This is a genomic window from Embleya sp. NPDC020886 (genome assembly GCF_044333915.1).
Classification (GTDB): Bacteria; Actinomycetota; Actinomycetes; order Streptomycetales; family Streptomycetaceae; genus Embleya.
In genome coordinates, this window is record NZ_JBIRRX010000001.1 from 502,204 (window position 1) to 514,796 (window position 12,593).

The window sequence follows — 12,593 nt, forward strand, 5'->3', positions numbered from 1 at the left end:
GTTGGCGGTGGGCCGGCCGTTGCCGTCCGCCCACCGCCGGTTCGCGACTATTCGACGACCGTGACCGGTCCGAGTTCGAGCGCTTCGAGCGGTTCACGAATCTTGTCCGCGTCGCCCACCAGGACCACCACGAGGTACTCGGGATCGAATCCGGCGGACACCGCCTCGGCGGCGTCCTTGGTGGCGACCTCGGCCAGCCGCAGGTAGAGCTGCGGCAGGTAGTCGTCCGGCTGCCGCTCGGCGGCCATGTCGGCCAGCGAGTCGCACACCGCGCGCGGTGTCACGTACTTGAGCGGTGCCACCCCCACGATGCTCTGCACCGCCGCGTCCCGCTCGCCGTCCACCAGGCCCTCGGCGGCCAGCGTGCGCAGCACGGTGACCATGTCCGCGACGGCCGGCCCCGTGACGTCGGTCTCCACCGAACCCTGGATCGCCAGCAGCGAGCCCACCTGCAGCGACTGGTTCGCCGCGCGCACGCCGTAGGTGTAGCCCTTCTCCTCCCGCAACACCCGGTCCAGCCGCGAGGTGAGCGTGCCGCCCAGGCAGTACGTGCCGATGGTCAGGGCCGGCCACGAGGCGTGCTCGCGGCCCGGCCCGATCCGCCCGACCAGCAACTGGGTCTGCACGCTGTCCGGTCGGTGCACGATCAGCACCCGGGCGTGGTCGTCGGCGAGCACGGGCACGGGCCGCGAGGGCTCGGCGGCCTGTGCGCTCCAGGTGCCGATCGTGCGCTCCAGCACGTCGGTGACGTCCACGCCGGCGAAGTCGCCGACCACGACCAGGGTGGCCGTCTGCGGGCGCACGTGCGCGGTGAAGAAGTCCCACACGGCCGCGCGGTCCACCCGCGCGACGCTCGTCGCGGAACCGGCCCGCGGCCGGGACAACCGCATCGAGGCGTCGAACAGCGTGCTGCTGAGCGCGAGCGCGGCGCGGCGCGGCGGGCTGGCCAACTCGTGCACAATCTCGTCCAGCCGCTGGCGCACCAGCCGGTCCACCTCCTCCGCCGGGAAGGCCGGTGCCCGCACCGCGTCCGCGAGCAACCCGAGGGCGCGTTCCAGGCGCGAGGCCGGCACATCGAGCGCGACCCGCACGCCCGGGTGATCGGCGTCGCTGTCGATCGTCGCGCCGCAGCGCTCCAACTCGGCCGCGAACTCCTCCGCGCCCATCCTGTCGGTGCCCTCGGTGAACGCGCGCGCCATGATCGTCGCCACGCCCTCGCATTCGGCCGGCTCGGCGGCCAGCGGCGAGTCGAGCACCAACTCGACGGCCACCACCTTCTGGCCGGGCCGGTCCACGCGCAACACCGTGAGGCCGTTTCCGAGCACCGACCGCCGGGGCTCGGGGAAGGTCCACTCACGGGCCGGACCCGCGCCGGGGCGCGGGTGGAACACCATCTCGCCGGTCTGGGTCACGCGACCTGCTCCTCGTTCTCGTCCGCGTCGTCCGTCGGTTCGTACACCAGCACCGCGCGATTCTCCGGTACCAGGCGTTCGGCGGCGACCGCCCGCACCTCCTCGGCGGTGATGTCCAGCAGCCGCTCCAGCGCGGTGAACGCCAGGTTCGCGTCCCCGAACAGCGTCGCGTAGCGGCACAGTTCGTCGGCCCGGCTGCCCACCGTCGCCATCGTGTCCAGGTAGGCGCGCTCCAACTGGGCCTGCGCACGCTCGAGTTCGGCCGGCGTCGGCCCCTCGGCGGCGAACCGGGCGAACTCCTCGGCCAACGCCGTGTCGATCGCCGCCACCGCGCCCGAACCGGACGCCTTCACGTCCAGCATGCCCACCGACGCGGTGCCGGCCTGGCGCATCAGGCCCACCCCCGCGTAGAGCGCGAGTTCGTCGTGCCGCACCAGGCGGGTGTTCAGCCGCGAGCTCTCCCCCTCGCCCAGGATGGTCAGCGCGATCTCCGCGGCGTCCGCCGCCCGCGTGCCGTCGGCCGGCATCCGGTAGGCGGCCATCAGCGCCGGCGAGGGCACCTTCTCGCGCACGCTCTCGCGCAGCTCGGCACCCAGGACCGGCGGCAGCGCGCCGTCCGCGGGCACCGGCTTGCCGTCGTGCGCGGGGATCGTGCCGAAATACTTCTCCACCCAGGCCAGGGTCTGCTCGGGGTCCACGTCGCCGACGATGGCCAGCACCGCGTTGTTCGGCGCGTAGTACGTGCGGAAGAACGCCTGACAGTCGGCGAGCGAGGTGGCGTCCAGGTCGGCCATCGAGCCGATCGGCATGTGGTGGTACGGGTGGCCCTCGGGGTAGGCCATCGCCACCAGGCGCTCCCACGCGGTGCCGTAGGGCACGTTGTCGTAACGCTGGCGGCGCTCGTTCTTGACCACGTCGCGCTGGTTCTCCAGGCTCTCCTCGGTCAGCGCCTGGAGCAGCCCGCCCATCCGGTCCGCCTCCAGCCACAGCGCGAGTTCGAGCTGGTGCGCGGGCATCGTCTCGAAGTAGTTGGTGCGCTCGAAACTGGTGGTGCCGTTGAGCGAACCACCCGCCGACTGCACGAACTCGAAGTGCTCGTTGCCGTGCACGTTGGCCGAACCCTGGAACATCAGGTGCTCGAAGAGGTGCGCGAGCCCGGTCCGCCCGGGCCGTTCGTGCCGTGAGCCCACGTCGTACCAGAGGCAGACGGCGGCCACGGGGTCGACGTGGTCCTCCGAGAGCACCACGCGGAGCCCGTTGCCGAGGGTGTGCGTGGTCGCGGTGAACCCCAACGATGCAGTCGCCGGTCCTGCCATAAGCCCATCCGTCCTCTCCTGGAGGGTGACCGCCGCGACGGCGGCCACCCTCACCCTAACGACGCGCGGTGCCCGATCGACTCCCGCGCGCGGGGGTGTTCGCGGTGGGCGAAGCGCGCCCGCGGCGCGCCCTACTGCTGGTAACCCTCGACCTCGCGCGCCGGCCGCGCGGCCGCGTTCGCCGGGTCCGCACCCGCGTCGCGCAACGCCTGACGCTGCCTCAACAGGTCCCAACATCGGTCGAGTTCGGCCTCCACGTCGGCCAACCGACGATGCTCCTCGCCGCCCGAGACGCCACCTTGCGCAAGTTGCTCCCGCAGGGCACGCTCCTGCTCGACCATGTCGGTGATGCGTTCGCGAATCTGCTTGTCGTCCATCGCGAAAACCCTTCCTTTTCCCTGCTCGGACGGCGGCCGGGGACTGCGGCACAACCGTGGGCCAAAGGGCTGTCCTTCCCTCCTCGCACGGCCCTCAAGCACGCTGTCACCCGGGTCGATGCACTCACATGTCGCACCGGCGGGTCACAATGGGCACGCCGTGCGGGCCGTCCCCGGCCGCGCCGCCCTCGGGCGGACACGGGAGACACGGCCCGGCGCCGGCCCGAAGAAGCAAAGGAGCAACGCCGCGCATGGCCCGCCGTAGTACGAAAACTTCCGGTCCGCAGCCACCGGACGACTTCGAGGAACGCATCCTCGACATCGATGTCGTCGACGAGATGCAGGGCTCCTTCCTGGAGTACGCCTACTCGGTGATCTACTCACGGGCACTGCCGGACGCCCGCGACGGACTCAAGCCCGTGCATCGCCGCATCCTGTACCAAGCCGCCGAGATGGGCCTGCGCCCGGACCGGGGATACGTCAAGTGCGCCCGCGTCGTGGGCGAGGTGATGGGCAAGCTGCACCCGCACGGTGACGGCCCCATCTACGACACCCTGGTGCGGATGGCGCAGCCGTTCTCGATGCGCCTGCCGCTGATCGACGGCCACGGGAACTTCGGCTCCCTCGGCGGCGACGACCCGCCCGCCGCGATGCGATACACCGAATCCCGGTTGTCCTCGGCCGCGATGCTCATGGTCGACTCGATCGACGAGGACGTCGTCGATTTCGGCCCCAACTACGACGGCCAGGAACAGGAACCGGGCGTCCTGCCCGCCGCGTTCCCGAACCTGCTCGTCAACGGGGCGTCCGGGATCGCGGTCGGCATGGCGACCAACATGCCGCCGCACAACCTGGTCGAGGTGGTCGCCGCCGCGCGCCACCTGATCCGACACCCCGGCGCCACGCTCGAAGACCTGATGCGCCACGTGCCCGGCCCCGACCTGCCCACCGGCGGTCGGGTCGTCGGCCTGGGCGGCGTCCGGGACGCGTACGAGAAGGGCCGCGGCACCTTCAAGATCCGCGCGACCGCGTCGGTCGAGTCGGTCACCGCGCGCCGCAAGGGCATCGTGGTCACCGAACTGCCCTACAACGTCGGCCCGGAGCGGGTGATCGCCAAGATCAAGGAGCTGGTGCAGTCCAAGAAGGTCCAGGGCATCGCGGACCTCAAGGACCTCACCGACCGCTCGCACGGCCTGCGCCTGGTCATCGAGATCAAGAACGGCTTCAACCCCGAGGCGATCCTCCAGCAGCTCTACAAGCTGACGCCGATGGAGGAGACCTTCGGCATCAACAACGTCGCGCTCGTCGACGGCCAGCCGCTCACGCTGGGCCTGAAGGAACTGCTCCAGGTCTACGTGGACCACCGCTTCGAGGTGGTCCGCCGGCGCAGCGAGTTCCGTCGCCGCAAGCGCCAGGAGCGGCTGCACCTGGTGGACGGCCTGCTCGTCGCGCTGATCGACATCGACCGCGTGATCGAGCTGATCCGCTCCAGCGACAACTCGGCGCAGGCCAAGGAACGTCTGATGGAGACGTTCTCGCTGTCCGACATCCAGGCGTCCTACATCCTGGACACCCCGCTGCGCCGGCTCACCCGGTTCGACCGGATCGAACTGGAGGCCGAGCAGGAGCGGCTGCGCGCCGAGATCGCCGAGCTGACCACGATCCTGGAGGACGACAAGCTGCTCCGGAAGGTGGTCTCCGAGGAACTGGCCGCGGTGTCCAAGAAGTACGGCACGCCGCGCCGCACCGTCCTGCTGGAGTCGGCCGACGTGCCCGCCGCGGCGGTCCCGCTCCAGGTCACCGACGCCCCGTGCACGGTGCTGCTGTCCTCGACCGGCCTGCTCGCCCGCACCTCGACCGGCGGTCCGCTGCCGCCCGAGGGGGGGCGGGCCAACCACGACCTGGTGGTGTCCTCGGTCGCCGCCACCGTGCGCGGCGAGGTCGGCGCGGTCACCAGCACCGGTCGGCTGCTCCGGATCAACGTGGTCGACCTGCCCTCGTTGCCGGAGACCGCGACCGCGCCGAACCTGGCCGGCGGCGCACCGCTTTCCGAGTTCGTCTCGTTGGAGGCGCAGGAACGACTGGTGTGCCTGACCACCCTGGCCGCCGACTCCCCCGGGCTCGCGCTCGGCACGGCGCAGGGGGTGGTCAAGCGGGTCGTGCCGGACTATCCGGCGAACAAGGACGACCTGGAGGTGATCACGCTGCGCGAGGGCGACGTGATCGTCGGCGCGGTCGAGTTGCGCACCGGCGAGGAAGACCTGGTCTTCATCACCGACGACGCCCAGTTGTTGCGTTTCCAGGCGTCGATGGTGCGGCCGCAGGGCCGCCCGGCCGGTGGCATGGCCGGCATCAAGCTCGGCGCCGAGCAGTCCGTGCTCTCGTTCACCGCGGTGGATCCGGGCGCGGACGCGACGGTGGTCACCGTCGCCGCCTACAGCGGCGACGCGCTGTTCGGCTCGGAGCACGGCACCTGCAAGGTCACCCCGTTCTCCGAATACCCGCGCAAGGGTCGGGCCACCGGGGGCGTGCGCTGCCAGCGCTTCCTCAAGGGCGAGACCACCCTGCGCCTGGCCTGGGCGGGTCCGGCGCCGGCCCGAGCCTCGGACGCCAAGGGCCGGCCGGTCGAACTGCCGGCCCCGGACCCGCGCCGGGACGGCTCCGGCACGCCGCTGGCCAAGCACGTCGACACGGTCGGCGGCCCGCCGGGCACCGTCTGAGTCGACCCGTCGACGAGGCCCCCGCAGCGTCCCTCGCTGCGGGGGCCTCCCTCGTTCGTTCGCTCGCCGGGCACACCCGCCCGGGCCTCAGCGCGCCGCGAACTCCTCCAGCAGCTCGATCGAGCGCGCGTACTTGCTGCGCAGCCGCACCTGCGTCGCCGCGTCGAGCTGGCCCAGCCGGGCCTCGGAGCGGTTGTCCGCGATGTCCGCCCGCTTGACCACGAGCGCGATCGGGTCCGCCGCCGCGCGCGCGATGCTGACCTCCAGCGGTTCGCCGGGCAGCTTGGACAGCGCGATCACCGCCGCCACCACCCGCTCCGGCACGCCGGCGGCACGCAGGTCGTCCGCACCCACCGGTGTGTCTTCGATCACGTCGTGCAGGACCGCCGCCATCTGCGTATACGCGCCCTCGACCTGCCGCATCACCCGCAGCGGGTGCGTGATGTACGGATGACCACCCTTGTCCAATTGACCGTCGTGCGCGGCCCTGGCGAGCGCCACCGCGTCGTCCAACGTGAAGCCGGCTATCGCCGCACTCCCGTCGGGCCGTCCCTGGGGCATGGCCGCCTCCCATCGTTACCGTGTGCAACAACCGTACCGGGATCACCGGATCGGGGCGCTCGGGGCGGGACCGATCGGGCCGGCCGGCCGGCGAAAGTTATACGGTGCACAGTCGTGGAAACCTGCGTCTTTCTCTCGCACGAACTCGCCGAGCCGATGGCCGGCACCGCTCCGACCACGCGCGGCTGGCTGCTCGTGGAACACCCCGGGCCGTGGGCGGCCAGGGCGCTGACCGACAGCCGCGGGCTCGACGACGGGGTGGGCGAAGAGTTGGACGAGCGGGCCGGCCGGGCCGGTTTCCGCGCCGCGCTGATCCGTCGGCCGGACGAGGCGAGCCGCCGCTCGGAGGAGCCGGGCGCCGGAAGCGACGAGGGCGAGCGCACCCCGAACACCCCGGGACGCCGCGCCGACGACGAGGCCGGGGCCCCCGACGGCCCCCGGACCGCCTTCCTGGCCTGGACCGAGCCCGGTGGCACCTGGCTGCGCCGGTTGCGGGTGCGTGCCGCGGCCGATCTGCTCGCCCTCGACCTGGCCGCGCTGGCCGGACCGGTCGAACCCTCGGTGGGCGAGTCGGCCGCCGAGCCGCTCCTGCTGATCTGCACGAACGGCAAGCGGGACCGGTGCTGCGCGGTCGCGGGCCGACCGCTGGCCGCCGCGCTCGCCACGAGCTTCCCCGAGGCCACCTGGGAGGTCACGCACCTGGGCGGGCACCGGTTCGCCCCGACCGCCGTCGTGCTGCCCCAGGGCTACCTGTACGGGCGCCTGGACCCCACCGCGGCCCGCGCCGTGGTCGCCGCCGCCCGGCGCGGCGAGATGGTGCCGGATCACTGCCGGGGTCGGGCCACCTACTCCCGGGCCGGTCAGGCCGCCGAGCTCGCGGTCCGCGCGGACTGCGGCGAGCGCCGGGCCGACGCGCTGTCGGTCTACGACGAGCGCGCGGAGGACGACGGCGGATGGACCGTGCGCGTCGATCACCTCGACGGCCGCACCTGGACCGTCGCGGTGGACGCACGTCGGGAGGCCCCCGCCCGGCCGGAGAGTTGCGGCAAGGACGAGGGCCTCCCGACGAGCATGCGCGCCCGTCTATTGACGCACCGTCAGTAGGCGCCCGCCCCGGTCAACGAACGCACTTCCATCTCGGCGTACTTGGCGGCGTCCGCCTCCTCGTCCGAGCGCAGCGTGCCGATCCAGCCGCACAGGAAGCCGATCGGGATCGACACGATGCCCGGGTTCTCCAACGGGAACCAGTGGAAGTCGATCCCGGTCACCAGCGGCGTCCTGCCCCCGGAGACCACCGGCGAGAACAACACGAGCAGCAGCGCCGAGCCGAGCCCGCCGTAGATCGCCCAGACCGTGCCGTTGGTGTTGAACCGCCGCCAGAACAGCGTGTACAGCAGCGTGGGCAGATTGGCCGAGGCGGCCACCGCGAAGGCGAGCGCGACCAGGAACGCGACGTTGAGCTTCTGCGCGGACAGGCTCAGCCCGATCGCGATCCCGCCGATCACGATCGCCGAGAGCCGGGCGGCCCGCAGTTCGCTCTTCTCGTCGGTCGCTTCCTTGCGGATCACGTTCGTGTACAGGTCGTGCGCGAAGGACGCCGAGGAGGCCAGCGTCAGGCCGGCCACCACCGCCAGGATGGTCGCGAACGCCACCGCCGCGATCACCGCGAGCAACACCACACCACCGAACGTGTCCGGTCCGCCGCCGAGTTCCTCGGCGAGCAGCGGCAGCGCGGTGTTGCCCGCCGCGTTCGACTTGCGGATCCGGTCCGAGCCGAGCACCGCCGCGGCGCCGAATCCGAGCACGATGGTGAGCAGGTAGAACGTGCCGATCAGGGCGATCGCCCACATCACCGAGTGCCGCGCGGCGCGCGCGGTGGGCACGGTGTAGAACCGCACCAGGATGTGCGGCAACCCCGCGGTGCCGAGCACCAGCGCGATCGCCAGGCTGATGAAGTCCAGTCGACTGGTCAGGTTCTTCCCGTACTTCAGCCCCGGTTCCAGGAACTGCTGTCCGTGGCCGCTGGTGTGCGCGGCGGTGTCCAGCAACTCGTCGAGATCGAAGTGGAAACGCAGCAGGACCAGGATCGTCATCAGGACCGCGCCGCCGAGCAGCAGCACCGCCTTGACGATCTGGATCCAGGTGGTGCCCTTCATCCCGCCGAAGGTCACGTAGACCACCATCAGAGCGCCCACGCCGACGATCGTCCAGGTCTGCGCCGACCCGCCCGGGTCGCCGAGCAGCAGCGCGACCAGGGTGCCCGCGCCGACCATCTGGGCGATCAGGTAGAAGATCGAGACCACGATGGTCGCGGCCCCCGCCGCGGTCCGCACCGGCTTGCGGCTCATCCGGAACGCGACCACGTCGGCCATTGTGAACCGCCCGCAGTTGCGCACGAGTTCGGCCACGAGCATGAGCACGACCAGCCACGCGACCAGGAAGCCGATCGAGTACAGGAAGCCGTCGTAGCCGAACAGCGCGATCAGTCCGGCGATGCCCAGGAAGGATGCCGCCGACATGTAGTCGCCGGCGATGGCCAGCCCGTTCTGGGACGCGGAGAACTCGCGGCCGCCGGCGTAGAAGTCGTTGGTCGTGCGGTTGTTCCGACTGGCCCACACGGTGATGCCGAGGGTGATCACCACGAAGACCACGAACAGCAGGCCGGTCAGCCCGCGGTGGCCGCCCGCGGCCGCGAGGTGGACCGCGTTCACCGGAACATCTCCTGGGTCTCCCACCGCAGGTTGAGCGCGGCCCGGTCGCGCTTGCCGCGCGCGTTGCGGGCGTACGACCAGGTGATCAGGAACGTACTCGCGAACTGGAGCAGGCCGAAGGCGAGTGCGACGTTGAACGCGCCCAGGATCCGGTGCGCCATGAAACCGCGCGCGAACGTGGACGCGAACACGTAGAGCAGGTACCACGCGAGGAACGCGAGCGACATCGGGAAGACGAAGTCGCGATAGCGACGCCGGATCTCCTGGAATTCCGGGCTCGCCTGCACGCGTAGATAGATGTCCGCGCGCGGATCCGGCTCCGGGTCGCCGAACGGCACACCCCGGGTGGGTGTGGGTCGGTACGAACTGGTCGTCACCGTAGTTCTCCTCGTCGATGGCCGAACCGCGCGGTTCCGTCCGATCCGAGCACCCGAGACAGGCGTTCGATGGGACTGGTGTTCAGCATGGGCAGCGGGCGCGGGCCGCACGGCCAGGTTGTGCACGATTCACCTGTTCGGATGAACCGCCGGCACGGCCGCACTCCTGGCTCCGCCATGCTCGTGGAATCGCTTGGCCAACGAGGGTTCGAGCCCTCCCGATACGGGAGGTGTGACGGTCATACGCCAATGAGTGACATTCGTCCTTCTATCGCAGATATACGGGCCGTTCGACCCGGCCGGCGATCATGAAAAAGGCCGGGCCCGAAGGGACGAACAGTCCCTTCGGGCCCGGCCCCGGCCGGTGCGGCGGTGTGCTCAGACGTCGATCCGCGAGCGGTCGAGCAACGACGCGGAGTTGGTGATGAACTCCTTGCGCGGCGCCACCTCGTTGCCCATCAGCAGGTCGAACACCCGCTCGGCCGCCTCCAGGTCGCCCAGGTTGATCCGGCGCAACGTGCGGTGCCGGGGGTCGACCGTGGTCTCCGCGAGCTGATCGGCGTCCATCTCGCCCAGACCCTTGTACCGCTGGACCGGGTCCTTCCAGGCGACGCCCTTGCGCTGGTATTCCAGCAGCGTGCGCTTCAGCTCGGAGTCCGAGTACGTGTAGACGTACTTGTCCTGCCCCTTCTTGGGCCGGGACAGCTCGATCCGGTGCAGCGGCGGCACCGCGGCGAAGACCCGGCCGGACTCGACCATCGGGCGCATGTAGCGCTGGAAGAGGGTGAGCAGCAGGCAGCGGATGTGCGAGCCGTCGACGTCGGCGTCCGCCATGAAGATGATCTTGCCGTAGCGGGCCTGGTCGATGTCGAACGTACGCCCGGAGCCCGCTCCTATCACCTGGATGATCGCGGCGCATTCGGCGTTCTTGAGCATGTCCGAGACGGACGCCTTCTGCACGTTCAGGATCTTGCCCCGAATCGGCAGCAGGGCCTGGAACTCCGAGTTGCGCGCGAGCTTGGCGGTGCCCAGCGCCGAGTCGCCCTCGACGATGAACAGCTCGCTGCGTTCGACGTCGTCGCTGCGGCAGTCGGCCAGCTTGGCCGGCAGCGCCGAGGTCTCCAGGGCCGTCTTGCGGCGCTGGGCCTCCTTGTGTTGTCGCGCGGCGATCCGGGTGCGGGCCGCCGAGACGACCTTCTCCAGGACGGCGCGCGACTGCGCCTTGTGGTCGCGTCCGGTGGAGGTCAGGAACGCCTTGAGTTCCTTGGACACCACGTTCTGCACGATCCGCGCGGCGGCCGAGGTGCCCAGCACCTCCTTGGTCTGCCCCTCGAACTGCGGCTCGGCCAGCCGCACGGTGACCACGGCGGTCAGGCCCTCGGTCGCGTCGTCCTTGGTGATGTCGTCCTCGGCCACGCGCAGCAGCTTGGTCGAGCGCAGCACGTCGTTGACCGTGCGCCGGAGCGCCTGGTCGAAACCGGCGACGTGGGTGCCACCCTTGGGCGTGGCGATGATGTTGACGAAGGAACGCAGGGTCGAGTCGTAGCCCGTGCCCCAGCGCAGCGCCACGTCCACGCCCAGCTCGCGCTGGACCTCGGTGGGCACCATGTGCCCCTGCTCGTCGAGCACCGGCACGGTTTCCTTGAAGGTGCCGGACCCGGTGAAGCGCAATACGTCGCAGAGCGCGCGGTCGGGAGCGAGGTATTCGCAGAACTCGCTGATCCCACCGGAGTAGTGAAAGACCTGTTCGTCCACTTCGCCCGGATTCGCACCATTACGCTCGTCGCGAACAACGATCGTCAGTCCGGGCACCAGGAAGGCGGTCTGGCGGGCTCGCGAATACAACGATTCCAGGTCGAGCGCGGCGTCCTTGAGGAAGATCTGCCGGTCCGCCCAGTAGCGGATCCGGGTGCCGACCTTCGCCTTGGCGACCTTCTTGATCTTGCGCAGCCCGTTACCGGCGCTGAACGGAGCGTCCGCACCGAGGGTGGCGAACTCGCCGGGCACGCCGCGGCGGAACGAGATGGCGTGGGTGTGCCCGCCGCGGTCCACCTCGACGTCGAGTCGGGCGGACAGGGCGTTGACCACGGAGGCGCCGACGCCGTGCAGGCCGCCGGAGGCGGCGTAGGATCCGCCGCCGAACTTGCCGCCTGCGTGCAGCTTGGTCATGACGACCTCGACACCGGACAGGCCGGTCTTGGGCTCCACGTCGACGGGGATACCGCGACCGTTGTCCCGAACCTCCACCGAGCCGTCAGCGTGCAGGATCACCTCGATCCGGTCGCCGAAACCCCCGAGGGCCTCGTCCACCGAGTTGTCGATGATCTCCCACAGACAGTGCATCAGGCCCCGACTGTCGGTGGAGCCGATGTACATGCCGGGCCGCTTGCGGACCGCGTCAAGACCCTCGAGAACGAGGAGATGTCGCGCGGTGTAGTTCGAGTGATCGGGCTCGCCCGCCAGGAGCGCGGTGGACTGCGCGGTCGTCTGGGCGGTCACGCGGTGCAACTCCTCGCATGTAGTCGCGTAGTCGAATCGCCGCGAACGCGTCGATCCGTGCGGCGCGTCGGCGATGTCCGAGCCCCCGAAATCGGGCCCGTTGATCACCCTCGTCGCGCCGGAGAGCAAGGCTACCGGGGCCGGAAGACACCCCGGCGACGGCTCGCCGCCGCATCCTAGCCGGCATCCGAACACATCTTCGACCACCCGATCGGGTGGCCGGCATGAACCGTACGCGCACAGGGCACGTCCTATGCACAAGGAATGAGTTGCAGAAGGGGTGTGCCGAGAAGCTGTTGAACATGACACGATCACCCCGGGAACGTTCGAGGCTGATTTGATGTTGGACATCGATGAAGGCTTCGTCGAGTAGAGAAGAGGCGACGTGAATTCGGTTCTGACACCCGCCAGTCCGTTGACGGCCGCCGACCGTTGTGATCGGTGCGGCGCCCAGGCATACCTTCGGGTAGTCCTTTCCAGCGGCGGCGAACTGCTGTTCTGTGCGCACCACGCCCGTAAGTTCGAACCAGAGCTTCGGAAGGTGGCCGTGGAGATACAGGACGAGACCGACCGCCTCACGGCGGTCCCCGTTACCGCACCGGACGACGACAACTGACCAG

10 protein-coding genes are annotated in these 12,593 nt (G+C 70.4%); 3 read left to right on the forward strand and 7 right to left on the reverse strand.

Annotated elements, in window-relative coordinates:
- Window positions 1-47 precede the first annotated feature (47 nt).
- The 3 genes from ACH4U8_RS02100 to ACH4U8_RS02110 all read right to left on the reverse strand — a co-directional run bounded on the left by ACH4U8_RS02100 (window position 48) and on the right by ACH4U8_RS02110 (window position 3,105).
- Window positions 48-1,412 carry a M16 family metallopeptidase gene (locus ACH4U8_RS02100; protein ID WP_395775569.1) on the reverse strand — a complete coding sequence of 455 codons (1,365 nt, stop codon included), beginning with the start codon at window positions 1,410-1,412 and terminating at the stop codon, window positions 48-50.
- Window positions 1,409-2,728, reverse strand: a complete 1,320-nt coding sequence (locus tag ACH4U8_RS02105; protein WP_360312877.1) for a pitrilysin family protein — start codon at window positions 2,726-2,728, stop codon at window positions 1,409-1,411. Before ACH4U8_RS02105 ends, ACH4U8_RS02100 begins: the two co-directional genes overlap by 4 nt.
- A 131-nt stretch (window positions 2,729-2,859) precedes the next feature.
- Complete coding sequence (locus ACH4U8_RS02110; RefSeq protein ID WP_395775570.1) at window positions 2,860-3,105, reverse strand: DUF2630 family protein; 246 nt, start codon at window positions 3,103-3,105, stop codon at window positions 2,860-2,862.
- Window positions 3,106-3,356: 251 nt separating this feature from the next.
- Here ACH4U8_RS02110 and ACH4U8_RS02115 point away from each other — a divergent pair, with 251 nt between their 5' ends.
- Window positions 3,357-5,825 carry a DNA topoisomerase (ATP-hydrolyzing) gene (locus ACH4U8_RS02115; RefSeq protein ID WP_360312873.1) on the forward strand — a complete coding sequence of 823 codons (2,469 nt, stop codon included), beginning with the start codon at window positions 3,357-3,359 and terminating at the stop codon, window positions 5,823-5,825.
- A gap of 87 nt (window positions 5,826-5,912) precedes the next feature.
- Here the strand turns inward: ACH4U8_RS02115 and ACH4U8_RS02120 are convergent, their stop codons facing one another.
- Window positions 5,913-6,386 (reverse strand): HD domain-containing protein, encoded by a 474-nt coding sequence (locus ACH4U8_RS02120; RefSeq protein ID WP_395775571.1) that lies wholly within the window; start codon window positions 6,384-6,386, stop codon window positions 5,913-5,915.
- 114 nt (window positions 6,387-6,500) lie between these two features.
- On the opposite strand from ACH4U8_RS02120, the gene ACH4U8_RS02125 reads away from it, so the two are divergent.
- On the forward strand, window positions 6,501-7,490 hold the full coding sequence (locus tag ACH4U8_RS02125) for a sucrase ferredoxin (RefSeq protein ID WP_360312869.1): 990 nt from the start codon (window positions 6,501-6,503) through the stop codon (window positions 7,488-7,490).
- Here the strand turns inward: ACH4U8_RS02125 and ACH4U8_RS02130 are convergent.
- From ACH4U8_RS02130 to ACH4U8_RS02140, 3 genes are all read right to left on the reverse strand, one after another.
- Window positions 7,484-9,097, reverse strand: a complete 1,614-nt coding sequence (locus tag ACH4U8_RS02130; RefSeq protein ID WP_395775572.1) for a cation acetate symporter — start codon at window positions 9,095-9,097, stop codon at window positions 7,484-7,486. The two genes, ACH4U8_RS02125 and ACH4U8_RS02130, sit on opposite strands and share 7 nt — an antisense overlap.
- Window positions 9,094-9,474, reverse strand: a complete 381-nt coding sequence (locus ACH4U8_RS02135; protein WP_360312865.1) for a DUF485 domain-containing protein — start codon at window positions 9,472-9,474, stop codon at window positions 9,094-9,096. The genes ACH4U8_RS02130 and ACH4U8_RS02135 overlap by 4 nt, the downstream gene beginning before the upstream one ends.
- A 378-nt stretch (window positions 9,475-9,852) precedes the next feature.
- The gene (locus tag ACH4U8_RS02140; RefSeq protein ID WP_395775573.1) at window positions 9,853-11,973 is read right to left on the reverse strand and encodes a type IIA DNA topoisomerase subunit B; all 2,121 of its coding nucleotides are present in this window, start codon (window positions 11,971-11,973) and stop codon (window positions 9,853-9,855) included.
- Window positions 11,974-12,358: 385 nt separating this feature from the next.
- Here ACH4U8_RS02140 and ACH4U8_RS02145 point away from each other — a divergent pair, with 385 nt between their 5' ends.
- A complete protein-coding gene (locus ACH4U8_RS02145; RefSeq protein ID WP_020555816.1) occupies window positions 12,359-12,589 on the forward strand; it encodes a hypothetical protein in 231 nt (76 codons plus the stop codon).
- Window positions 12,590-12,593 lie beyond the last annotated feature (4 nt).